Origin of the sequence: Agrobacterium tumefaciens, from assembly GCF_013318015.2 — a bacterium.
GTDB classification, from domain to species: Bacteria; Pseudomonadota; Alphaproteobacteria; order Rhizobiales; family Rhizobiaceae; genus Agrobacterium; species Agrobacterium tumefaciens.
This window is the reverse complement of the sequence record NZ_CP115841.1, coordinates 1,373,986-1,395,389: the sequence shown is the minus strand read 5'-3', so window position 1 is coordinate 1,395,389 and position 21,404 is coordinate 1,373,986. Positions and strand designations below refer to the sequence as shown.

24 protein-coding genes are annotated in these 21,404 nt (G+C 59.0%); 13 read left to right on the top strand and 11 right to left on the bottom strand.

Going from position 1 to position 21,404, the window contains the following annotated elements; all coding sequences use genetic code 11:
* Nucleotides 1–94 precede the first annotated feature (94 nt).
* Nucleotides 95–361: a hypothetical protein gene (locus G6L97_RS06950; protein ID WP_019566127.1), complete on the bottom strand. Its 267-nt coding sequence runs from the start codon at nt 359–361 to the stop codon at nt 95–97.
* On the opposite strand from G6L97_RS06950, the gene G6L97_RS06945 reads away from it, so the two are divergent.
* Both G6L97_RS06945 and G6L97_RS06940 read left to right on the top strand, forming a co-directional pair.
* Nucleotides 360–1,763, top strand: a complete 1,404-nt coding sequence (locus tag G6L97_RS06945) for an L-serine ammonia-lyase (RefSeq protein ID WP_174002818.1) — start codon at nt 360–362, stop codon at nt 1,761–1,763. The two genes, G6L97_RS06950 and G6L97_RS06945, sit on opposite strands and share 2 nt — an antisense overlap.
* A 65-nt stretch (nt 1,764–1,828) precedes the next feature.
* Nucleotides 1,829–2,266, top strand: coding sequence for a DUF1489 family protein (locus tag G6L97_RS06940; RefSeq protein WP_003515697.1), 438 nt, complete (start codon nt 1,829–1,831; stop codon nt 2,264–2,266).
* Between the two features lie 95 nt (nt 2,267–2,361).
* On the opposite strand, the gene G6L97_RS06935 is transcribed toward G6L97_RS06940, so the two are convergent.
* From G6L97_RS06935 to G6L97_RS06925, 3 genes are all read right to left on the bottom strand, one after another.
* Nucleotides 2,362–2,970, bottom strand: a complete 609-nt coding sequence (locus G6L97_RS06935; protein WP_019566128.1) for a transglutaminase-like cysteine peptidase — start codon at nt 2,968–2,970, stop codon at nt 2,362–2,364.
* Between the two features lie 754 nt (nt 2,971–3,724).
* Nucleotides 3,725–4,342, bottom strand: coding sequence for a PilZ domain-containing protein (locus G6L97_RS06930; RefSeq protein ID WP_003515693.1), 618 nt, complete (start codon nt 4,340–4,342; stop codon nt 3,725–3,727).
* A gap of 183 nt (nt 4,343–4,525) precedes the next feature.
* Nucleotides 4,526–5,083, bottom strand: a complete 558-nt coding sequence (locus tag G6L97_RS06925) for a PAS domain-containing protein (RefSeq protein ID WP_025593679.1) — start codon at nt 5,081–5,083, stop codon at nt 4,526–4,528.
* 359 nt (nt 5,084–5,442) lie between these two features.
* Between G6L97_RS06925 and G6L97_RS06920 the strand changes: the two genes are divergently transcribed.
* Both G6L97_RS06920 and G6L97_RS06915 read left to right on the top strand, forming a co-directional pair.
* Nucleotides 5,443–6,216 (top strand): rhomboid family intramembrane serine protease, encoded by a 774-nt coding sequence (locus G6L97_RS06920; RefSeq protein WP_111782455.1) that lies wholly within the window; start codon nt 5,443–5,445, stop codon nt 6,214–6,216.
* Nucleotides 6,217–6,370: 154 nt separating this feature from the next.
* Nucleotides 6,371–6,805, top strand: coding sequence for a CBS domain-containing protein (locus tag G6L97_RS06915; protein ID WP_003515681.1), 435 nt, complete (start codon nt 6,371–6,373; stop codon nt 6,803–6,805).
* 136 nt (nt 6,806–6,941) lie between these two features.
* Here the strand turns inward: G6L97_RS06915 and G6L97_RS06910 are convergent, their stop codons facing one another.
* The 3 genes from G6L97_RS06910 to folE form a co-directional block, all read right to left on the bottom strand.
* Complete coding sequence (locus tag G6L97_RS06910) at nt 6,942–7,868, bottom strand: patatin-like phospholipase family protein (protein ID WP_111782456.1); 927 nt, start codon at nt 7,866–7,868, stop codon at nt 6,942–6,944.
* Between the two features lie 98 nt (nt 7,869–7,966).
* Entirely contained in the window at nt 7,967–8,419 is a 453-nt protein-coding gene (hisI, locus tag G6L97_RS06905) for a phosphoribosyl-AMP cyclohydrolase (RefSeq protein ID WP_013636306.1), read from the bottom strand.
* A 27-nt stretch (nt 8,420–8,446) separates the two neighbouring features.
* Nucleotides 8,447–9,073 carry a GTP cyclohydrolase I FolE gene (gene folE / locus G6L97_RS06900; protein ID WP_003515674.1) on the bottom strand — a complete coding sequence of 209 codons (627 nt, stop codon included), beginning with the start codon at nt 9,071–9,073 and terminating at the stop codon, nt 8,447–8,449.
* Between the two features lie 283 nt (nt 9,074–9,356).
* Here folE and G6L97_RS06895 point away from each other — a divergent pair, with 283 nt between their 5' ends.
* From G6L97_RS06895 to thrS, 4 genes are all read left to right on the top strand, one after another.
* On the top strand, nt 9,357–9,803 hold the full coding sequence (locus G6L97_RS06895; RefSeq protein ID WP_025593674.1) for an iron-sulfur cluster assembly scaffold protein: 447 nt from the start codon (nt 9,357–9,359) through the stop codon (nt 9,801–9,803).
* Nucleotides 9,804–9,806: 3 nt separating this feature from the next.
* Nucleotides 9,807–10,166 carry a membrane protein insertion efficiency factor YidD gene (gene yidD, locus G6L97_RS06890; protein WP_111782457.1) on the top strand — a complete coding sequence of 120 codons (360 nt, stop codon included), beginning with the start codon at nt 9,807–9,809 and terminating at the stop codon, nt 10,164–10,166.
* A complete protein-coding gene (locus tag G6L97_RS06885; RefSeq protein WP_111788213.1) occupies nt 10,163–10,684 on the top strand; it encodes a DUF1697 domain-containing protein in 522 nt (173 codons plus the stop codon). Before yidD ends, G6L97_RS06885 begins: the two co-directional genes overlap by 4 nt.
* Before the next feature lie 131 nt (nt 10,685–10,815).
* A complete protein-coding gene (gene thrS, locus G6L97_RS06880; protein ID WP_003515666.1) occupies nt 10,816–12,819 on the top strand; it encodes a threonine--tRNA ligase in 2,004 nt (667 codons plus the stop codon).
* A gap of 57 nt (nt 12,820–12,876) precedes the next feature.
* On the opposite strand, the gene G6L97_RS06875 is transcribed toward thrS, so the two are convergent.
* The gene (locus G6L97_RS06875; protein WP_174002816.1) at nt 12,877–13,857 is read right to left on the bottom strand and encodes a hypothetical protein; all 981 of its coding nucleotides are present in this window, start codon (nt 13,855–13,857) and stop codon (nt 12,877–12,879) included.
* Between the two features lie 110 nt (nt 13,858–13,967).
* Here G6L97_RS06875 and G6L97_RS06870 point away from each other — a divergent pair, with 110 nt between their 5' ends.
* The 3 genes from G6L97_RS06870 to G6L97_RS06860 all read left to right on the top strand — a co-directional run bounded on the left by G6L97_RS06870 (nt 13,968) and on the right by G6L97_RS06860 (nt 16,424).
* A complete protein-coding gene (locus G6L97_RS06870) occupies nt 13,968–14,549 on the top strand; it encodes a nitroreductase family protein (protein WP_025593669.1) in 582 nt (193 codons plus the stop codon).
* Complete coding sequence (locus G6L97_RS06865; protein WP_111782459.1) at nt 14,549–15,160, top strand: flavin reductase family protein; 612 nt, start codon at nt 14,549–14,551, stop codon at nt 15,158–15,160. The genes G6L97_RS06870 and G6L97_RS06865 overlap by 1 nt, the downstream gene beginning before the upstream one ends.
* Nucleotides 15,161–15,269: 109 nt before the next feature.
* The gene (locus G6L97_RS06860) at nt 15,270–16,424 is read left to right on the top strand and encodes a DUF2336 domain-containing protein (protein ID WP_111782460.1); all 1,155 of its coding nucleotides are present in this window, start codon (nt 15,270–15,272) and stop codon (nt 16,422–16,424) included.
* Between the two features lie 3 nt (nt 16,425–16,427).
* Here G6L97_RS06860 and G6L97_RS06855 read toward each other — a convergent pair whose 3' ends face one another.
* Complete coding sequence (locus G6L97_RS06855; RefSeq protein ID WP_003515657.1) at nt 16,428–16,862, bottom strand: hypothetical protein; 435 nt, start codon at nt 16,860–16,862, stop codon at nt 16,428–16,430.
* Between the two features lie 107 nt (nt 16,863–16,969).
* Between G6L97_RS06855 and G6L97_RS06850 the strand changes: the two genes are divergently transcribed.
* Nucleotides 16,970–17,425: a GNAT family N-acetyltransferase gene (locus G6L97_RS06850; RefSeq protein WP_025593662.1), complete on the top strand. Its 456-nt coding sequence runs from the start codon at nt 16,970–16,972 to the stop codon at nt 17,423–17,425.
* A gap of 154 nt (nt 17,426–17,579) precedes the next feature.
* On the opposite strand, the gene G6L97_RS06845 is transcribed toward G6L97_RS06850, so the two are convergent.
* Nucleotides 17,580–18,818, bottom strand: coding sequence for an AI-2E family transporter (locus G6L97_RS06845; protein ID WP_003515654.1), 1,239 nt, complete (start codon nt 18,816–18,818; stop codon nt 17,580–17,582).
* Between the two features lie 229 nt (nt 18,819–19,047).
* On the opposite strand from G6L97_RS06845, the gene G6L97_RS06840 reads away from it, so the two are divergent.
* Entirely contained in the window at nt 19,048–20,781 is a 1,734-nt protein-coding gene (locus G6L97_RS06840) for an ABC transporter ATP-binding protein (RefSeq protein WP_025593660.1), read from the top strand.
* Nucleotides 20,782–20,803: 22 nt separating this feature from the next.
* Here G6L97_RS06840 and G6L97_RS06835 read toward each other — a convergent pair whose 3' ends face one another.
* Nucleotides 20,804–21,028, bottom strand: a complete 225-nt coding sequence (locus tag G6L97_RS06835; RefSeq protein ID WP_111782461.1) for a hypothetical protein — start codon at nt 21,026–21,028, stop codon at nt 20,804–20,806.
* Nucleotides 21,029–21,404: the final 376 nt, after the last annotated feature.

Below are 21,404 nucleotides of genomic sequence, written 5' to 3'. Positions count from 1 at the left end.
CTGCGCCGGATTTTAATAAATGCTTCCCCCAACGGGCCCGGTCTTGAAGATCGCCCGGAGAGTGAATAGCTGGAGTAATCATGGAAGAAACCGCTCAGAAATCCTGTTGGGCCGTCACCTTGCGCGCGCTTGCAGGCTTTGCCGCATTTCTCGCATTGACGTACATTTTTGGCAGCCCATAAGCACTTCTCATGAATGACGGGTTTTGAAACGGCGCGGTTTCCTCTGGAAACCGTGCTGTTTTCGTTTCTGCGGCCTGTATGTCGCAGCTGCAAAAGCCGGTGCCGCTCTTTTGTGGCGATCCGTCGCGGCTTTGGATATGATGGCGGTGGAATCCATTCTTATTCAAGGTAAGCCTCATGTTTCTTTCGGTCTTCGACGTCTTCAAGATCGGTGTCGGTCCTTCCAGCTCGCATACGATGGGGCCGATGACGGCGGCGAACCGCTTTCTTGCGCTTATCCTCGGTGATGAATGGCCGCGTCCGGCGGGTGCTTCCGTGTCGCGCCTGAAGGTCAGCCTGCACGGTTCGCTTGCTTTTACCGGCATTGGCCACGGCACCGGCCGTGCGGTCATCCTCGGCCTGACGGGCGAGCGGCCGGATCTCGTCGACCCCGACGCCATGGACCCGATCATCGAAAAGGTTGAAAAGGCCGGTACCGTGTCGCCACCCGGCCACCCCTCCTATGAGTTCAACCCAGCCGAGGATCTGGTCTTCGACAAGAAGAACCCGCTGCCCGGCCATGCCAACGGCATGACCTTTTCCGCCTTCGACAATCAGGGCAGGCTGCTTCTCAAGCGCATCTATTATTCCGTCGGCGGCGGTTTCGTCGTGACCGATACGGAACTGGAGGCGATCAAGCAGCGCGGCAAGACCATCGATAATGGTCCGCGTGTGCCTTATCCGTTCGCCACGGCGCGGGAAATGCTTGAGATGGCGGGCCGCTCCGGCCGCACCATCGCCCAGATGAAGCGCGCAAACGAAGAAACGGTAATCTCCCGCGACGAGCTGAACGAGCGCCTCGACCAGATATGGGAGGCGATGAACGGCTGCATCGAGCGCGGGCTGAAGGTGGACGGCATCATGCCCGGTGGCCTGAAGGTGCGCCGTCGTGCCCGCTCCATCTACGAGAAGCTGAATGAGGAATGGCGCAGCAACCGGCTCAATCCTGTCATGGCGAATGACTGGTTGAGCGTCTATGCCATGGCCGTGAACGAGGAAAATGCTGCGGGCGGGCGCGTGGTGACAGCGCCGACCAACGGTGCTGCGGGCGTCGTTCCGGCCACGGTCCGGTATTTCCGGCATTTCCACGAGGATGCGACCGTTGACGATGTTCGCGATTTCCTGCTGACGGCGGCCGCAATCGGCGGCATCATCAAGCATAATGCATCTATTTCAGGTGCCGAGGTCGGCTGTCAGGGCGAGGTTGGGTCCGCTGCCGCCATGGCGGCCGCAGGCCTTGCCGCCGTCATGGGCGGTTCGCCAGAACAGGTGGAGAATGCCGCCGAAATCGCGCTCGAGCATCACCTCGGCATGACCTGCGACCCGATCGCCGGTCTGGTGCAGGTGCCCTGCATCGAGCGCAATGCGCTGGGTGCGGTGAAGGCGGTAACGGCGGCTTCCCTGGCGTTGAAGGGTGACGGCCAGCATTTCGTGCCGCTCGATGCCTGTATCGAAACCATGCGCCAGACCGGCAACGACATGAGCGACAAGTACAAGGAAACTTCCACCGGCGGTCTTGCCGTCAACGTTGTGGAATGCTGAGCGGGCAGGGCGTCAGGCATGGTCCACATGCTTGACGCCCGACGCAAAAAGGCATTGATAAGCACATGCCTCTACATCTTATAAAACTTTGCGTCGGCGCGGATTCACTCCAGGATTTGAGAGACTGGGTCGCGCATCGCTCGCTGACCGCGATCGCCGCTGGCCTTGAGCCGCACAGCGTCCACACCACGCGGATGATCCCGAAACGGCTTGAAGAATTGCTGGAAGGCGGTTCGCTCTATTGGGTCATCAAGGGCCAGGTGCAGGCACGGCAGAAACTTCTCGACATACGTTCCTTCAAGGGCGACGACGGGATTACCCGCTGCGATCTCATTCTCGGCCCCGAGGTGATCGAGACGTCGCCTGCGCCGAAGCGGCCGTTTCAGGGCTGGCGCTACCTCAAGGACAACGAGGCCCCACGCGATCTCGGCGGCGGTGATTTCGGCGGCGAGGAGATGCCCTCCGACCTCAAGCGGGAACTAGCCGAGCTAGGCCTGCTCTAATCGTCAATGGATGTGATTGAAATGAAAAAGCCGGCTTCCTTGCGGAGCCGGCTTTATCATTTGGGGAGACGGTATTTGCGTGGGTTTGGATGGCTTCAGTTGATGCCGCCAACCGCAGTGGTGGCGCGGCCATCCTGTATTTTCACCCAGCGTCCGGGATTGGCGGTGTCCTGACGCTTCAGGTAGGTATATTCGGTCTCCGACCAGTTCATGACCTTGTTGCGCATGTTGTCGAGGACGAAATCACCGCGATCGGTGCGAACGGTCAGAACTGCATGGCCTTCGCCATTCGGCTGCAGAACAACCGTGATCAGCAGGTTGTTGGCGGAGAAGCCCTTGTTCATCAGCATCTTGCGCTTCAGAAGCACGAAATCTTCGCAATCGCCGACCGTGGTGGGGTAGGCCCAGCGCTCTTCGACGCCGTAGATTTCCATGTCGGTCATCGGCGTGATCGTGGTGTTGGCGGTATAGTTGACGTCGAGCATCGTCTTCCAGCGCTCTTCGGTCAGTTTCATCGGGCCGTTGTCCAGCGATGTCGGCTGGCATTCGCTCTGATAGGTCTGGCAGAACTCGTAGTGGCCGATCGGCGGGTTGGCCTTGCCGATCACGCGCATGGCGGCGGATGGCGAAGCGCTGGCCTGATGGGCGATGGCGCTGACGATGAATGCGATCAGAAAGAAACCGAAACGGTTGTTTTTGTTCATTGCTTGTCTCCCCGTGTTGAGGAGACACTCGCATGTATATTTTGACCCCGCGGAAAGATGCGCGTGTCAATTTGAGCTTATATTTCAGCAAATTAGCGCTTGTTTTGAACTGTATTCGAGTTAGTTTTTACGCGTGTTTGAAGCAAATTTTATTACAATTTTACGCATCTCGACCTTAGGTTTTTGGTAGCCATTTAGGCCCCTGTATTGAAAGCGATTTTCGGCACAGAGATATTTTTGCGATGATGGGTAGTCAGGCCGCGGAGCGTATCGAAGACGCGGATTTCCCGTTTTGGGATTGGTGTTTCAAGTCGGGACAGGGCAAAAAGCCAGCGAAAAAAACTTCAAGAAAACTGTTTTTTTCTTGGAAAAAAAGCTTGGAGCGGGATTTTTCAGTGCGGTTTTGCGCGAGAACTAACGCGAAATGGAGCGCGCCGGGCACTCTGACCGGATAGCACGGAAGTCAGCTTCAGCGGAATCCAAAGTGCGGGAAAGCAGTATTTTAAACTGTCAGCGCAAATGCACGAGCGGCATTTTTGTAGACGAAAGCAGTGTGCTCCCATCATTCCGGCCTTAGCCGGAATCGGATCGATGTGCGCCTGTGTCGCGGGAAAAGCTTTTTCGGCCAAGAGACTTGGGCTGGCTGTATTCCGGCTCACGGCCGGAGCGCCGGAAAGCGATAGCCGTGACAAGATCTGGCGAATGCCGCACTTGCCGCACGGACATACCGCTCCACGGTATTACGAGAAATGACCTAGAGAAATTCGATCAGGGCGTCGGGCGACTGGACCCGGTCGAATTCTACCGCAACGCCTTCCATGAAGTGGCGTACGATCTTGCCGCTCATGTTCTTGCCAAGCTGGACCCTGGTGCCGAGTGGAGGCCGGTTTTCGATCTCGATGGCTGCGCCCGACAAGGAAAGGTCGATCAGCCGGCAGGCGAGAAGCACGCCGTCTTCCAGCATCAGATGTGCCCGGGTATTGCGTGGTGTCAGGCGGTCGTGGCGGCGGTCTTCCGGCAGGCCGAGCAGCTGGCGCTTGGCGATCCATGCGAGCTGGGCGGCCAGCTTTTCCCGCTTGCGTTCGGGCGCATTGATGGCAATGACGAAGCCTGACGCGGTAAGCGCCGTAACCGTTCCTTCGATGCGACCGATATGCTGGAGATAGGAGATGACGCGATCACCGTTGCGCGCAATGCCCGAGCAGGCGAACAGCGCTCTTTCGGCGGTCATCTCGGTTGCGGTGCAATCATATTCCTGGTGATCGGGCAACATGAGGCGGCCAGTGAAGGACACACGGACGGGATCGTCGAAGTGAACCTCTTCAACTGGACGCAGGGTTTGGGCAGTGTTGACCGAACGTGATGAGAACATGGCAGCGCAATTGTAACCAGTGATGATGACAAATCTCTACGCCGCCCGGGTTAACAGACTGTATTGTTTAACCCTTACAATTTTTGCAATCGTCAAAATCGTTACAGCTTTGACGTATTTCGTACGAAATTCCGGCGCGATCATACGCGATCCACCCTCACCATGCGGGGTGGGATGCGGCAGTCAGCGGGTTACCGCATGCGGCATGACAGCGGTTCGCGCATTTGTAGAATACGTTGTCGGCGCGATATCCATGCGTAGCAGGCGGCTGCTTTTCATGACGAGGCAACTGATCGGTGCTGCGAATTCGTGACGGGGCCGCTCCGGCAGCAGCGCTCCGAGCAATCTCGGGGCTGTGTCATTATCCGAACTTAGCGGCAAGAGCAGCATTTCGAAAGCAAGCGGCGCCGCGCCATGGTCGTCCTCCGCTTCGATATCGAACACCACGGGCAATTGATGTTGCAGGATGCCGCGTGCGACACGGCAGGGGAAGGTGGCACTTGCCGCCGGCCACAGATCCGAGAACGGGCTGTCGCGCAATTCCCGGCCGAACAGGTCGCACAGGTGTGTGCCTGCAAGGCGGAAGAATGGCGTTCTTTCTCCCTTGTCCACGAGGATGAAGAGGTCGCCGAGATGATGTTTCAGCTTTGCGGGATCGAAGTCTTCTCGGCGGGGCGCAGGTTTATTGCCGCGCAGCGTGTCCCAATAGGCATATATCTCCAGTCCGGCCATGCTTTTCATAGCATCGTTCTCCATGTTCGTTTTTGGGACATCATGTCCATTCGAACGTCTGTTACTTGTAGTGTAGCGAATTTCATGCCAACCGATTTTGTTAAGGTTAACAAATGGTTGAGATTGCGTAACGACCAAGGTCGTGGCATCGCTGCGGCCATGTCGGGGACATGCTCCCAGTCAGCACAATTGATGCTTTCGCCCGTAACTTTACGGCGGGCGCGCAGGCCGGACTGCCCCTGGGTACAGGCGCTTGAACCGATTGCGGTTTTTGCGTCGTGGCCCGAAAGGCAGGACGGCTTTTTTTTCGCCCGGGCTTCCTATATTGCTCGGGGGACGCAAATTTCCACAAAAACAGGGATGGAATCATGTCCAACGGCGACGGCGAACAGCCGCCGGTTTCGGAAAGTCAGGAACTGAAAGAGGACGCACATAATCCCGTCTTCAACCTGCCGCCGCTTCTGGTCGGCATATTGGCGGCGCTGCTCTTGGCCTTTGTGGTTCCGGCCTATCTTCTTTCGGAGGATGGCAACGGCTGGTTCATCTTCACCTTCGGCTTCATTCCGCTGCGTTACGCGGTGCCATTATCCCAGCAGGGGCTGGAATGGCTCTGGACGCCGGTGACATATTCTTTTCTGCACGGCGGCATCGAGCATATTCTTTTTAACGGATTGTGGTTGATGGCCTTTGGCGCACCGGTTCTGCGCCGGATCGGAACGCTTCGCTTCGTACTGTTATGGTGCATATCCGCCGCCGTTTCAGCTTTTGGCCACGCGGCGCTGAACTGGGGCGATGTGACGGTTCTGATCGGAGCATCTGGTGTCGTTTCGGCCCTGATGGGAGCCGCATGCCGTTTCGCTTTCCCGTCGCGCGGCGGCTACAGCGCCTCTTTCGGCCATCTGATGCCGAGGCAGAGCATTGTCGCGGCGCTTTCGAACAGGACCGTGCTGATCTTCACGCTGATGTGGCTTTTCGGCAATGTCCTGATCGCGGTCGGCGTGCCGCTGTTTGGCGATGTCGGCGGTGAAGTCGCCTGGGATGCGCATGTCTTCGGCTTTCTCCTCGGCTTCCTGTTCTTCGGCCTGTTCGATCGCCCGATCCGCGGGAACCTTCCCAGTGAGGGTGTGGAACACCCGCTTTAGGGCGATCACGCTCCTTGTCGGCCGTGGCGCAAATTTGCTTGTGCAGGTCCCATCCGGGATTGCATTCGCATAGGCCTCAGCGCACCATGTTCCATGATTTGCAACCGCGGAGAGACTTCGCCGCGTTGCAGATTGCTGACAGGAGGAGGAAGGCATGGCAACATTCGTAAAAGATCTTCTCGACCGCAAGGGCCGGAATGTCGTGACTGTGGGTCCGAGCGTAAGCATCGGCGAGGCGGCAGCAACGCTGAATGCGCACAAGATCGGTGCACTCGTCGTGACCGATGCCGACGGCGTCGTTCTCGGTATTTTCACGGAACGCGATCTGGTGAAGGTCGTGGCAGGCGAGGGCGCTGCCTCCCTTCTGCAATCCGTTTCGGTGGCCATGACGAAGAACGTCATCCGCTGTCATCACAATTCCACCACCGACGAATTGATGGAAATCATGACCGGAGGGCGGTTCCGCCATATTCCGGTTGAGGACGACGGTCGTCTTGCCGGCATCATCTCCATCGGTGACGTGGTAAAGGCGCGGATCGGCGAGATCGAGGCGGAAGCCGAACATATCAAGGCCTATATCGCCGGATGAGGTTTCGTTTCCGGCGCGTCCGCAATAGTCATTTCGAAACGACTCCGTCATTCCTGTGACACGCGCAGGAATGACGGCCTAGGAGGCTGCGGCTACCGCAAGCTGGAATGCTCAGCACGAATATTTGTAGTGTAAGTTAGCGTCGGAACGCCTGCTGCATGCGCTCCAGCTCGGGAACGCGGGCGCGTGTTTCCTCGTATCCCCTGTCGATGGCTTCGCTGGCGCGATGGAATTCCGAGAGGCCGATATCGTTGATACGGGGATGCAGCATGAGGTCGGGCGGGTCGCCCGCCAGGCGCGAGCGCGAAATCCGGTCCTGAATGATATTGAAGGCCTGCACCATGACGCCAGGCAGGCCGGGGCGCGGCGGACCTTCCAGGGAAGGTGCTGCGCCATTCGGGGGCGAAGAGGAATGTTTGACCACGGCAGAGCGGCCGAACAGATCGTAATTGAGATTGACGGCGACGACGAGCGCCTGCTCATAGGCCCTGCAGACCGAAACCGGCACGGGGTTGACGAGAGCGCCGTCGATCAGGGTGCGGCCGTTGCATTGCACGGGCTCGAAAATGCCCGGCAACGCATAGGATGAGCGCAGTGCGGTGACGAGGTCGCCCTGGTGAATCCAGACCTCGTGGCCGGTGCGCAATTCCGTGGCGACGGCGATGAAAGGGTGCTCGAGGTTTTCGACGCGCAAGCCTTCGAGATGCTCCTGCATGCGCTTAGTCAGCCGCATGCCGCCGAAGAGACCGCCGCCGCCGATCGTCAGATCGAGCAGGCCGGCAATACGCCGCATTGTCAGCGAACGGGCAAATTCCTCCAGCTCATCGAGCTTTCCGGCGAGATAACAACCGCCGACCAGCGCGCCTATCGAGGTTCCGGCAATCATGCCGATTTTTACACCGGCTTCGTCTAGTGCCCTCAGGACGCCGATATGGGCCCAGCCGCGCGCAGCACCGCCGCCGAGCGCAAGCGCAATCCGGCGCGTATCAACGACCTCGTTGACGATTGTTTCGGTGCTGCCAGCCGCAAGAGCATTGTGACGATTGCTTCCCCAGCCCAACATGACCGTACACTCCCTGCCTGCTCCCAGGACCCGGTCTGTTCCTCCCCGAATCCTGAATTATTGGTAGCAAATTGGTGAGGCGGATGGAAGGTGGCCGTTCACGTGCCAGAATAGGTAGTCGCCGGGTCGAAATGGCGGGTATCGTCGGTGATTCTGGTGACGGCATTGCCATCGGCCAACTCGACCGTGCGGTAGAAGCAGGAGCGGCGGCCGGTATGGCAGGTTGCGTCATGACCTGCGACGGAGACCTTCAGCCATACGGCGTCCTGATCGCAATCGGTGCGGAATTCCTTCACGGTTTGCAGGTTGCCGGAGGTTTCGCCCTTTTTCCAGATCTTGTCGCGCGAGCGGCTGTAATAGTGGGCGATGCCCGTTTCCAGCGTCAGCGACAGGGCTTGCGCATTCATATGGGCGACCATCAGCAATTCACCATCACGCGCATCGGTGACCACGGCGGTGACAAGGCCGTGGGCATCGAATTTCGGTGAGAAGAGACCTGAATTTTCAAGCACTTCCTTGTCCGCAGGCGCGGACGGAAACGAAATGGACATTGCTACCCCGGGGAAAAAGCGGAACCGTTAGCGGTTCCGCACCATGGTCATGAAGCGCACCTGCTCTGCCGGGTCGTTCTTGAAGGTGCCGGTGAAGCTGGTGGTGAGGGTCGTGGACCCCTGCTTGTTTACGCCGCGCATGGACATGCACATATGTTCGGCGTCGATCATGACGGCCACGCCGCGCGGCTTCAGAGTTTCCTCGATGGATCTTGCGATCTGCGCGGTCATGTTTTCCTGCGTCTGCAGGCGGCGGCCAAAGATTTCGACGACGCGGGCGATCTTCGACAGGCCGAGCACGCGCCCGGCCGGAAGATAGGCGACATGCGCTTTGCCGACGATCGGAACCATGTGGTGTTCGCAATGGGAGAAGAAGGGGATGTCGCGCACCAGCACCACATCGTCATAACCGCCAACTTCCTCGAAGGTCGTGCCGAGAACGTCCTGGACGTTCAGCTCGTAACCGGCGAAAAGTTCGCGATAGGCCTTGGCAACGCGCTTCGGCGTGTCCAGGAGTCCTTCGCGGGCGGGATTTTCTCCTGCCCAGCGCAGAAGAACGCGCACTGCTTCTTCCGCTTCCGTCTGGCTTGGGCGAGCCTCTGCCACATCGGGTTTTGCGCCAGCGCCGGGGAAATTCTTCACGATCGCATCCATTCCGTCTCTCCCGATGCGGGTCAAGGCCGCACCTGAACTTTGTTTTTCGTAGCGGGGACTTCGTCCACCGTTGCTGCTATCTGGTTGTTTTACAGCATTTTGGCAAGGCCGATGCTGATATTTCGGTATCGGAGCCGTTAATTTCATATCGGCTTGATGTCCAGAAAGCTCGTTAGCATATAATGGGAATGAAGGGCAGGAAAGCTCCACTGCGACAAACGCTGTGTTTGAAAAATATATCCTGTCCCGTTTTTGGGCATTCTTGAACGCCGGATACCTGATGATGGACGATATCTACAACAACCGAATTCTGGAATTTGCCGGAAATATTCCGCTGACCGGCGTGCTTGATGATGCCGATGCCAGCGCTGAAAAACACTCGCGGCTGTGCGGCTCCAAACTCAAGGTCTATCTGAAGGTGGAAGGCGGCATCGTCACGGCTTTTTCACATGAGGTTCGCGCGTGCGCGCTCGGCCAGGCATCCGCCTCGATCATGGCGCATCATGTCGTCGGCGCTTCCAGCGGTGAGATCCGGCAGGCGCGGGAAGACATGCTTGCCATGCTGAAACAGGGCGGCGAGGGGCCGACAGGCCGTTTCGAGGATATGCGGGTGCTTTCACCCGTCCGGGATTTCAAGGCACGCCACGCCTCGACCATGCTGACCTTCGAAGCGGTCGTCGATGCTCTCGACCAGATCGAAGCCCGGCCGGTTCTGAACGCTGCGGGTTAGGCGATGTGCGGTGAACCGGACTGCGGACATCAGAAGACGGGGGAGAAGGTCGGGCGATCCCGCAACTGGGGGGGAGTGTTTGCGAAGACCCCAGGCCGTCTTTTCGGTGTTGGCTTCATCCGGCTCTATCAGCTGACTTTGTCGAATTTCGTCGGCAATTCCTGCCGCCACATTCCTACCTGTTCCGAATATGGGTATGAGGCGATCGCCCGCCACGGACTTTGGCCGGGCGGGTGGATGACGCTGTTTCGCGTCGCGCGTTGCGGTCCGGGCGGCACCAGCGGGCTGGACCCCGTGCCGGAAACACTGGGCGCTGACAAGCACTGGTGGACTCCCTGGCGGTATTGGATGCTGCATCGATGACCTATGTCGCTCTTCTGCACAGCATCGTGCTCGGGGCGGGCAAGCGGCTCATCATGGCCGATCTGCGTGAAATGGCGCAGGAGCTGGGCTTTGAGGAATGCAGGACGCTGGTCGCGACCGGAAATCTGGTCTTCCGTGCACCGGAGGCGCCTGTCTGCGAAATCGAGGAGGCGTTGGAGCGCGCCTTTGAAAAACGGTTCGGCAAACATGTCGATATTCTCGTTCGCTCAGCGCCTGATTGGCTTGCCTTGACTGCCACAAACCCGTTCCCTGATGGCAATCCACCGGATGTCTGCGTAAGGGTGATGCGCAAGCCCCTTGCCGGGGATTATCTTGGAATCTTGGAGAAGTATTGCAAGAAGGAAAAGATCGCCATTGTCGGCGGTGACCTGTGGATCGACTTTTGCGGCAAGCCAAGCGAAAGCCGGCTTCTCTCTGCGCTGACCACGAAGAAGCTCGGCATTGGCACGACCCGCAACGCCAACACCGTCAATGGAATTGCCGAAATGCTTCGCTGAGCCGCCGTTCACCTTTGACTGGAACGGGAAAATTCTTTATCAGCCTGCCTGCCCATCTGCGAAAGAGGGCGTTCTTTTTATTCCAACACCACCCGCATTCGTTGGCGGGACTGGATCAGGAGCATTCGACGATGTCACAAACCGTTTCCCTTACATTTCCCGATGGTTCCGTACGCAGCTATCCCGCCGGCACGACCGGCCGCGAGGTCGCCGAATCCATCTCCAAATCGCTTGCGAAGAAGGCTGTCGCCATTGCGCTTGATGGCACCGTGCGCGATTTGTCCGAGGCAATCACCGATGGCAAGATAGAAATCGTCACGCGTGAGGACAGCCGCGCGCTGGAACTCATCCGCCACGATGCCGCCCACGTCATGGCCGAGGCCGTGCAGGAGTTGTGGCCCGGCACGCAGGTGACGATCGGCCCTGTCATCGAGAACGGCTTCTATTACGACTTTGCCAAGAACGAACCTTTCACGCCGGAAGATCTGCCGAAGATCGAAAAGCGGATGAAGGAGATCATTCAGCGCAACAAGCCGTTTACCCGCGAAGTCTGGTCGCGCGAGAAGGCCAAGGAAGTGTTTGCCGCAAAGGGTGAAAACTACAAAGTCGAGCTGGTCGATGCCATTCCCGAAGGTCAGGACCTGAAGATCTATTATCAGGGCGACTGGTTCGATCTTTGCCGCGGCCCGCATATGGCGTCCACGGGTCAGGTCGGTACGGCCTTCAAGCTGATGAAGGTAGCCGGCGCCTATTGGCGTGGTGACAGCAACAATGCGATGCTGTCGCGCATCTACGGCACCGCCTGGGCGACCCAGGAAGAGCTGGACAATTACCTGCACGTTCTGGCTGAAGCCGAAAAGCGCGACCACCGCCGTCTTGGCCGGGAAATGGACCTGTTCCATTTCCAGGAAGAAGGTCCGGGCGTGGTCTTCTGGCACGGCAAGGGCTGGCGCATGTTCCAGACGCTGACGGCCTATATGCGCCGTCGGCTTGCCAATACCTATCAGGAAGTCAACGCGCCGCAGGTGCTGGACAAGTCGTTGTGGGAAACCTCCGGTCACTGGGGTTGGTATCAGGAAAACATGTTCGCGGTGAAATCCGCCCATGCCTTTACCCATCCCGATGACGAGGATGCGGACCAGCGCGTCTTTGCCTTGAAGCCGATGAACTGCCCCGGCCACGTGCAGATCTTCAAGCATGGCTTGAAGTCTTACCGCGAAATGCCCGTTCGCCTTGCTGAATTTGGCAATGTCCATCGCTACGAGGCTTCAGGTGCACTGCATGGCCTGATGCGCGTTCGCGGCTTCACGCAGGACGATGCGCATGTCTTCTGCACGGAAGAGCAGATGGCTGCGGAATGCCTGCGCATCAACGACCTGATCCTCTCGGTCTATGAGGATTTCGGTTTCAGCGAGATCGTCGTCAAGCTTTCGACCCGTCCGGAAAAGCGCGTCGGTTCCGACGATCTCTGGGACCGTGCCGAAAGCGTCATGATGGAGGTTCTGAAGACCATCGAGGAACAGTCCGGCGGCCGCATCAAGACCGGCATTCTGCCGGGCGAGGGCGCTTTCTACGGGCCAAAGTTCGAATATACGCTGAAGGATGCCATCGGTCGTGAATGGCAGTGCGGCACGACGCAGGTGGACTTCAACCTGCCGGAACGTTTCGGCGCCTTCTATATCGACCAGAACTCCGAAAAGACGCAGCCGGTGATGATCCATCGCGCCATCTGCGGCTCGATGGAGCGCTTCCTTGGTATCCTGATCGAGAACTTTGCCGGTCACATGCCATTGTGGTTCGCGCCGCTTCAGGTCGTGGTCGCGACGATCACCTCGGATGCGGACGATTATGGCCGCGAGGTTGCCGAAGCACTGCGCGAGGCGGGCATGGCTGTCGAAACCGACTTCCGCAACGAGAAGATCAACTACAAGGTCCGCGAGCACTCGGTGACCAAGGTGCCGGTCATCATCGTCTGCGGACGCAAGGAAGCGGAAGAGCGCACTGTCAACATCCGCCGTCTCGGTTCCCAGAACCAGACGCCGATGTCGCTCGAAGACGCGATTACAAGCCTCGTGGAAGAGGCGACGCCGCCGGATGTAAAGCGCAAGCTTGCGGCGAAGAAGCAGGTTGCGTGACAAAAAACAACGGCCCCTTCGGGGGCCGTTTTCGTTACTGGCTGAGGGTATTGACGCCTATTCGAAATCGCCGGTCATGTCTTCCGGCGCCTGATCCTTCATCAGCACTTCCACATCGGCGTCCCGGCCTGACGTGACCTTGAAGTTGCGCTGGTAGACCTTGTCCTTGTTGCGGGCCATGGCGGTATATTCGCCTTCCGCCAGAACCATGGTCGAAAACGCGCTGACGCTTTCGTTCACAACGTCGCCGCCGCCGTTCAGCACTGACCAGGCCGTATCGGCAATGGCTTCGCCGCCCTGTTCGGAGACGAGCTTGAGCGTGATCTGTGCCGCCTGATGCTGTAGGGTCGCTTCGGTCAGCTTGCCTGCCTCCACCTGAATATCGGCGCGCACCAGCGCATTGACGTTGCCGTATTCGGAAACGACATGATAGGTGCCTGCATTGAGGCGAACGACGGTGTTGGGCTTGATGTCGGCCATGACAAGGCCGCGCTCGCCATCCGGTCGGGCGTCGGAGGAATAGACGGAAAATTTGAGCTGGTTAGCGGAGATCTGTTTGTCGGAACCCGCGATCGCATTCAGAACGAAACCGCCAGCGTCGAGAATCAGCACCTGTTTCTGGACATTACCGGAGCTCGGAACATTGAGTTTCTTGGTAACACCCGCGCGCCCGAAGGCAACGTTGACGAAATATTCGCCGGGTACCAGATGGAACTGCGCCGAACCACCCTCGGAGCTTGCCAGCATCGGCAACTTGCCGTCAGCGCCCGGAATGGGGCTGAAGACGCGCCAGGAAAGGCCTTCCTTCACCGCTTCGCCTTCACTCGTCAGTTTCGCTTCCATGTCGATATCACGGGCGGTGCTTGCGGGGGCATTCGGGGCGGTAGGAGCGGTGAAAGCATTGAGTTTCGGCATTTTAGGCGTGCCGCCAAGCTGCTTGAAGTCCTTGAAAGCGTCTTGCGAAAAGGCTGCCTGTGATAAAACGCCGATCGCGGCGAACGCAATGGCCAGACGTGCCGCGATTTTGATTGCCGACATTTTCGATACCGATTGACTTCTTGATTTTCCCGCATCACTTCAAAACCAATGCCGTGGCTATTTCAAGGCCCATAATTTCGCGATGACAGCACAATGGAAGAATTTTGATCATGACAAGTGACATCAAGCTCCTCGACTATCTCAAGGTTCGCCGCTCCACCCCCGCCCTGCAACTTGCCGAGCCGGGGCCATCGAAAGCGGAAATCGAGGAAATCCTGCGCCTTGCCGTGCGCGTGCCTGACCATGGCAAACTGGCGCCGTGGCGCTTCATCGTTTATCGCGGCGAAGACCGCGTGCGTCTGGGGGAAGAAGCGCTCCGGATCGCGCTTGAGAAGAACCCGGAACTGGACCTTCAGCAGCAGGACGCGGAGCGCACCCGCTTCACGCGCGCTCCCGTCGTCATCGCCGTCATCAGCACCGCCAAGCCGCATTTCAAGATTCCGGAATGGGAACAGATCATGTCCGCCGGTGCGGTGTGCCTCAATCTCATCTTCGCCGCCAACGCCAATGGTTATGCGGCGAACTGGCTGACGGAATGGCTTGCCTTCGACCCGGCCTTCCTGTCGGAACTGGGGATTGCCGCAGACGAGAAGGTCGCCGGATATATTCATATCGGCTCAACGACATTCCCGCTTGTGGAGCGGCCACGGCCGGAGCTTGCGGATGTGGTAACCTGGGTTGGGGATGTCTGATGTTCTACACCACCGACACCAACCAGCACGGCCTGCCGCACGATCCGTTCAAGGCTATCGTCGCGCCCCGGCCGATCGGCTGGATTGGCTCTAAAGGCCGGGACGGCTCTTTCAACCTGTCGCCCTATTCGTTTTTCAACGCGATTTCGGACCGGCCGAAGCTGGTGATGTTTTCCTCCAGCGGGCGCAAGGATAGCCTTCGCAATGTCGAGGAGACCGGTGTCTTCACCGCCAACCTCGTCAGCCGCCTCCTCGTCGACCGGATGAACGCGTCTTCTGCGCCGGTGAACTATGATGTCGACGAGTTCCGGCTTGCCGGTCTGACTGCCGTTGACGGGCGGGTGGTGGATGCGCCTTTCGTGGGGGAGGCGCTGGCCGTTCTGGAATGCCGCGTGACCGAGATCATCCAGCTGAAGGACATCGACGGCACGCCGGCGGATTCCTGGATGGTGATCGGGCAGGTCATGGCTATTCACATCGACGATGCGATCATTCGTGATGGTCGCATCGATATGGGACTGGCACGTCCGGTGGCCCGAATGGGTTACATGGACTACTGCGACGGCGGCAGCGACGTGTTTCAGTTGAAGCGTCCGTCTACTGCGCCGTAGAACTTCTTCGCCGGCAACTGTTAAATTTTATGGTGAACCAAACGTAAACTATTTGCGCCTAGAGTTTTATACATGGCGGCGGCAATGATGCCGTCGTCCATTGTTGCGAATGTGTTTCGAGGCTCAGGTGATCGTACAGGCATTTCTTCGCTGGTCTGAAAAGGCTGGATCGACCGAGCGGGCGAAGGCCGCCAATGCGCTTGGCCGTGCCTATCTGCATTCAGACATGGCGCGGGAGAACCGTGACGCCGCCTATATGGCGATGACCTATCTTCTTGACGACCCTTCTCCGCGCGTGCGGCTGGCACTTGCCGAGGCGCTGGCGGATGATCCCGATGCGCCGCGCGCCATTCTTGTTTCGCTTGCCGAAGACCAGCCGGAGATTGCCTGCACCGTGATCGCCCGCTCGCCGGTTCTCGGCGAGGCCGATCTGGTCGATCTTGCCGGGCGCGGCGAAAGCCTGACGCGCGCCTTCATCGCGGCTAGGCGGGGCCTGCCGCGCGGTGTCTGCGCAGCACTTGCCGAAGTCGGTGATCTGCCGGAAACGTTGATCCTTCTAGAGAACGACGAAGCCTTCATCACACCGTTTTCGCTGCGCCGCATTGCCGAGCGGCATGGCTGCAACGCCGACATTCGCGACCTGCTGCTGTGCCGAGAGGTGCTGCCCGCCGATACCCGCCATCTTCTGATGGCGCGCGTCAGCGAGGCCCTGGCAGGTTCGGCGCTTGTTCATGCCCTGATCGCGCGCAACCGCGCCGACAGTATTTTCCGCGAAGCGGAAGATTCCGCCACCATCCTCATCGCCGCCAATGTTTCGTCGCCGGAGTTGCCGGCGCTGGTGGAGCATCTGCGGCAAAGGCTGGAACTGACACCGGCGCTTCTCATCCATGCCGTCTGTTCGGGCAGGCTGGAGTTTTTCACGGCGGCGATGGTCAATCTCTCAGGTCTCGATGACAGCAAGGTGCGCGCCATTCTGGCGACCGGACGGCCGCACGCGCTGAAGGCGCTGTTCCAGTCCGTCGGTCTTTTGGGCGATGTGGTTGATGTCTTCATTGAGGCGACGCTGATGTGGCGCCGTGCCGCCCGATCGCATCTGTCGCAGGCCGCAGCCTCTGTATCGGCAGAACTGCTTGCGCATTTCCGCAACGTCGATGGTTCCGAAACGCTTTTCGAACTCTTGCACGCCGTGCGTAAACTGACCATTGCCGAGGAACGGCAGAAAGCGCGGCACTATGCGGAAGCGCTGACGGTCGAGGCGGCCTGAGGCTTACTTCTCGAACCGCTTGGCAATCCACGAATAGCTGTTTTCCACCATTCTGACCGGCGTTCCGAGCAGGTGCTTCACGCCTTCAGTGGAAGGCAGGATGCGGCTGACGCGGCTGATCGCCTGTTTTGTCAGGCTTTCTTCCTCCTTTTGCGTGACCTGTGCCGGTGGCTCCTCTGTTCCGGCCGGGGCCGTTGCGGCGGGAGGCTGCGTTGCGGGCGCGTTGCCCGCAGTCTGGGGCGTCTGCTCGCCCGGTGTCTGGCACACGGCCACCACGACCGGGTAGGACGCATTTGCGAAACGTTCCAGCTCTTTCTCCGACACGGCGTCGCATAGTTCGATGCTCGTCCAGCGCTGCTGCGAGGTGGCGAGGTAATGGCAATCGGTGGCGGTGTCGTCACAGCCTAGGAAGGTCATGAGAACGAGGGCTGTTTTCATGGTGTGTGTTGCCTCTGTCGGGAATTATGCTCTAGAAACTCATCTATCCCGATTGCAGTGACATTACGACGAAATACGCATTTTTTTGAGAGAAAGCAGGCATCGCATTGGCCCCCGAAATCAAGCTTGAAACACCCCGGCAGGAAGCGGTTCTGCGCCTTATCGATCTGTCTAACGTCTATATGGCGTCGCTTTATCCCGCCGAAAGCAATCATCTGGTCGATATCGGCCAGCTGGAAAAGGACAATGTCTCCTTTTTCGTGGCGCGGCATGATGGCCGTGTCGTTGGCTGCGGCGCGCTGGTGGAGGCGGGTGACGGTACGGCGGAGGTCAAGCGCATGTTTGTCGATCCGGAGGCGAGGGGATTGCGGATCGGCAAGCTGATCATGGATACGCTCATTGCGCGCGGCGCCGAGCTCGGGCTTACCGCCATCCGGCTTGAAACCGGCATCAGCCAGCCGGAGGCGATTGGTCTTTACCGCAAGGCGGGGTTTGTCGAGATTGAGGCGTTTGCGCCCTATAAGCCGGACCCGCTCAGCCTGTTCATGGAGAAGACGCTTTAAAGGCGAGGCGGGCGCTATCGGCGCGCTTTGCAGAACACTCGATGCCGCCCTTGGCGATGTCATCCTCGGCCTCGTGCCGGGGATCTGCCGACGTCTGGTAACATCGTTGGGTTGCAGATGCCAGGGACAGGCCCGAGCATGACGAATACGAGGTTTAAGACGCTGCTTTTCGGAACGCCGTCGCTTCGTTGCTATCCTCTTCACGCGCAACGATGTCGTCGAGCGGGTCATTTTCAGCTGTAGGGGTCGGCGGAACGTCGACGGTGGCGCCAGTGGAGATTTCCACCTCTCGCACCCATTCCCGCCAGATTGCCACCAGCAGCGCCATCAGCACCGGGCCGATGAAGAGGCCGAGGAAGCCCATGGTCTTGACGCCGCCGACGAGGCCGAAAAAGGTCGGCAGGAAAGGCAGCTTGATCGGGCCGCCAACGAGTTTCGGACGGATGGTCTTGTCGACGATGAAAAGCTCTACCGAACCCCAGATGAATAGCCCCAGGCCATAAGCGGGAGAGCCGCTGGCGACCAGATAGATCGATACGAGAGTGAAAGAGAGCGGCGCGCCGCCCGGGATGAGCGCCATGACACCGGTGAGCACGCCGAGTGTGACGGGCGAGGGGACGCCGGCAATCCAGTAGGCGATGCCGAGGATTATGCCTTCGCCGATGGCGATCAATGTCATGCCGGTGACGGTGGAGCTGATGGTGGCTGGCACGACGCGGGAAATGCGCTCCCACCGCGTCGGCAGTATGCGTTCTCCCACAAGATCGACCTGATGGGAGAAGCCGGCACCGTTGCGATAGACAAAGAACAGCGCGATCAACATGAACAGCAGGGTCAGCACCAGGTGGAACGCGCCGTTGCCCGCGGCGAGGATCGCCCGGTAGATATTGCCGATATTGGCACCGCTGACGAGCTGGATCACTTCGCCGATCGCACCCGGTGTGCCGATATATTTCACCCATTGCTCGCCGAGCCAGGAGCCTACGCCGGGCAGCGCCGCGATCCAGTCTGGCACGGGTGCGCCGACCTTGTTGACATGCACCGCCCAGCCGAACCATTCGCGGATTTCGCTGGCCGTATAGGAAGCGGCGATGAAGATAGGCACCACGAGGAAGGTGAGGATGAGGATGATGGCGATGGAGGCGCCGAGCGTGGTGTTGCCGCCCACCTGCCGCAGAAGCCGCGTATAGACCGGCCAGCTGGCGAAGCCGATGACAAGGGCGGCCAGAACCGGAACGAGAAAGCCGTGGAAGAAATAGATGCCCGCAAGGGCGACGAGGACCAGCAGCCAGCGCGCAGCCGATATTGGCGGGATCAGGGCGATCCGCGTCGGGCTGGCAGGACCAAGCCATCTCGGTTCGCCACTGGGCTTACGGCTGTCAATATTACTCACGGCAGGCTCTTTCTCGCATTCTCCCCGAAGGGTGCATTCACTCTGTCACACCAATACATATAAGTGCAATATAGCCGTATCACATTACCGTTGTGTGTTTATCGCTCAGCCTATTGAACGATTTTGGTAAAAATAGAACATCGGTCTTGGCGCGCGCATTGAAATATGACAATTGAACTCCGTTTTTATTGCGGCCTCCGCTTGCCGCGCCCGCTCTTCAGGTCACGCCATGCTGCGCCGTTTCTTCGCCTATTACCGTCCCTATCGCGGTCTGTTCATTCTCGATTTTTCCTGCGCGGTTCTGTCGGGCGTGCTCGAACTCGGCTTTCCGATGGCGGTGAAAGCCTTCGTGGACGTGCTGCTGCCGGGTGGCGAATGGGGCATCATCCTCGCCGCATCGGTCGGGCTTCTCGTCATCTATGTGCTGAATACTGGGTTGATGGCGACCGTCACCTATTGGGGACATATGCTCGGCATCAATATCGAGACCGACATGCGGCGTCTGGCCTTCGACCATCTGCAGAAGCTGTCCTTCCGTTATTTCGACAACCAGAAGACCGGCCATCTGGTCGGGCGGCTGACGAAGGATCTGGAAGAGATCGGCGAGGTGGCCCATCACGGCCCCGAGGATCTGTTCATCGCCATCATGACCTTCATTGGCGCATTCCTGCTGATGCTGTCGGTCAATGTGCCGCTGGCGCTCGTCACCGCCGCCGTCGTGCCTGTCACCGCCTGGGTGACGAGCCGTTACGGTGGCCGAATGACGCAGAACTTTCGCGCGCTCTACGGTCGGGTCGGCGATTTCAACGCCCGTATCGAGGAAAATGTCGGTGGCATGCGGGTGGTGCAGGCCTTTGCCAATGAGGACCACGAACGCGCGCTGTTTGAGAAGGACAACCAGAAATACCGCCGCACGAAGCTGGATGCCTACAAGATCATGGCGGCCAGCACTTCGCTCAGCTACATGAGCATGCGGCTTACGCAGATGATCGTGATGATCTGCGGCGCCTGGTTCGTGCTGCATGGCGGCCTGACGGAAGGCGGCTTCGTTGGCTTCCTGCTTCTGGTCGGCGTGTTTTTCCGCCCGGTGGAAAAGATCAACTCGGTCATCGAGACCTATCCGAAGGGCATTGCCGGTTTTCGCCGCTTTACCGAGCTTCTGGACACGGCGCCGGATATCGTCGACGCACCGGATGCGATCGAGGCACCGGCGCTTTCCGGCGCCATTGAATATCGCCATGTCGGTTTCGGTTATGCCGAGGGCAAGCAGGTTCTCGACAATATTGACCTGAAGATCAATGCGGGCGAGACGGTGGCCTTCGTCGGGCCTTCGGGGGCGGGCAAAACGACGCTTTGCTCGCTGCTGCCGCGCTTTTATGATGTCACCAGCGGTTCGATCACCATTGACGGCATCGATATCCGCAAGATGAAGCTTGCCTCGCTGCGCAACCAGATAGGAATCGTGCAGCAGGATGTGTTCCTGTTTGGCGGCACGATCCGCGAGAATATCGAATATGGCCGGCTCGGCGCTTCCGATGTCGAAATCATGGATGCGGCGCGGCGTGCCCGGCTCGATGGCGTCATCGAAGCGATGCCGATGGGGCTCGACACCGTCATCGGTGAGCGTGGCGTGAAACTTTCCGGTGGTCAGAAACAGCGTCTTGCCATTGCCCGCATGTTCCTCAAGAACCCGCCTATCCTTATTCTCGACGAGGCGACCTCAGCGCTGGATACCGAAACCGAGCGGGCCATCCAGCAATCGCTGACGGAGCTTGCCAAGGGCCGCACAACGCTCGTCATCGCCCACCGGCTGGCAACGATCCGCGATGCGTCACGCATCGTTGTGGTGGACCAGACGGGTATTGCCGAAACCGGCGCCCATGCCGAGCTTCTGGCCGCCAAGGGCCATTACAGCCGCCTGCATGAGGCGCAGTTCAGCGGGCATCTTCAGGGTCTGAGTTAAGCGGCGCATCTTGCGCCGCATATCAGGCGTTCTCCGCTGTGTTTTCCTCGATGATGCCGGTATTCGGCTCTGGCTTGCCGGGATGACTGGTGACGAGATAACCCATGGCGACAGCGGCGGCGACGATGACCAGCAGCACCACGCCGCTGATGGTCATCAGCCAGTCGCGCGGCCTTCGCTGCGCCATGATATATTTCGGCCACCGGTAAGGCTGGTTCGCCACGCTGAATTTATTGCCGTCTCGCATGAACTTCCCCGGACTATCGTTGCTTCGTGACAGACAAACGCGGGCATGCACGCGGCTGTTCCGCAATGGCGGGGCAGAGGCGATGACAACGCCGTGAGGTTTTGCGGTAGGATTGGCCGTGGGTCCCCCTTGTTCGCGGGTCACTACGCGACGGAGAGGAGTCTTTTCAGCCCAGAGACTTTGGTTTGCTGGCTTCCGGCTCGAGGCTGGAATGACGGAGGAGGGGTCTCATTTCATTAAATCCATGACGCGTTGCGCCGATGGTTGCGTTCAGGCCGAATGTTACTGCGGCGTCTCGCGCCGGCACACAGCTTCGAAACTCCGCTTGCCAGTCCACACCCTTTTATGCGAATGATTTGCAATTGCATTAATTCAA

Bases quoted from the DNA above. Each gene is read 5' to 3' on its own strand.
- G6L97_RS06840 (WP_025593660.1), top strand. From the start codon at position 19,048: ATGCTGCGCCGTTTCTTCGCCTATTACCGTCCCTATCGCGGTCTGTTC.
- yidD (WP_111782457.1), top strand. From the start codon at position 9,807: ATGTGCGGTGAACCGGACTGCGGACATCAGAAGACGGGGGAGAAGGTC.
- G6L97_RS06930 (WP_003515693.1), bottom strand. From the start codon at position 4,342: ATGTTCTCATCACGTTCGGTCAACACTGCCCAAACCCTGCGTCCAGTT.
- G6L97_RS06875 (WP_174002816.1), bottom strand. From the start codon at position 13,857: ATGTCGGCAATCAAAATCGCGGCACGTCTGGCCATTGCGTTCGCCGCG.
- G6L97_RS06950 (WP_019566127.1), bottom strand. From the start codon at position 361: ATGAGGCTTACCTTGAATAAGAATGGATTCCACCGCCATCATATCCAA.
- G6L97_RS06910 (WP_111782456.1), bottom strand. From the start codon at position 7,868: ATGTTGGGCTGGGGAAGCAATCGTCACAATGCTCTTGCGGCTGGCAGC.
- G6L97_RS06865 (WP_111782459.1), top strand. From the start codon at position 14,549: ATGTTCTACACCACCGACACCAACCAGCACGGCCTGCCGCACGATCCG.
- G6L97_RS06855 (WP_003515657.1), bottom strand. From the start codon at position 16,862: ATGAAAACAGCCCTCGTTCTCATGACCTTCCTAGGCTGTGACGACACC.
- G6L97_RS06920 (WP_111782455.1), top strand. From the start codon at position 5,443: ATGTCCAACGGCGACGGCGAACAGCCGCCGGTTTCGGAAAGTCAGGAA.
- G6L97_RS06935 (WP_019566128.1), bottom strand. From the start codon at position 2,970: ATGAACAAAAACAACCGTTTCGGTTTCTTTCTGATCGCATTCATCGTC.
- G6L97_RS06915 (WP_003515681.1), top strand. From the start codon at position 6,371: ATGGCAACATTCGTAAAAGATCTTCTCGACCGCAAGGGCCGGAATGTC.
- G6L97_RS06835 (WP_111782461.1), bottom strand. From the start codon at position 21,028: ATGCGAGACGGCAATAAATTCAGCGTGGCGAACCAGCCTTACCGGTGG.
- hisI (WP_013636306.1), bottom strand. From the start codon at position 8,419: ATGTCCATTTCGTTTCCGTCCGCGCCTGCGGACAAGGAAGTGCTTGAA.
- G6L97_RS06945 (WP_174002818.1), top strand. From the start codon at position 360: ATGTTTCTTTCGGTCTTCGACGTCTTCAAGATCGGTGTCGGTCCTTCC.
- G6L97_RS06940 (WP_003515697.1), top strand. From the start codon at position 1,829: ATGCCTCTACATCTTATAAAACTTTGCGTCGGCGCGGATTCACTCCAG.
- G6L97_RS06860 (WP_111782460.1), top strand. From the start codon at position 15,270: ATGTGTTTCGAGGCTCAGGTGATCGTACAGGCATTTCTTCGCTGGTCT.
- G6L97_RS06895 (WP_025593674.1), top strand. From the start codon at position 9,357: ATGGACGATATCTACAACAACCGAATTCTGGAATTTGCCGGAAATATT.
- G6L97_RS06885 (WP_111788213.1), top strand. From the start codon at position 10,163: ATGACCTATGTCGCTCTTCTGCACAGCATCGTGCTCGGGGCGGGCAAG.
- G6L97_RS06925 (WP_025593679.1), bottom strand. From the start codon at position 5,083: ATGAAAAGCATGGCCGGACTGGAGATATATGCCTATTGGGACACGCTG.
- thrS (WP_003515666.1), top strand. From the start codon at position 10,816: ATGTCACAAACCGTTTCCCTTACATTTCCCGATGGTTCCGTACGCAGC.
- G6L97_RS06870 (WP_025593669.1), top strand. From the start codon at position 13,968: ATGACAAGTGACATCAAGCTCCTCGACTATCTCAAGGTTCGCCGCTCC.
- folE (WP_003515674.1), bottom strand. From the start codon at position 9,073: ATGGATGCGATCGTGAAGAATTTCCCCGGCGCTGGCGCAAAACCCGAT.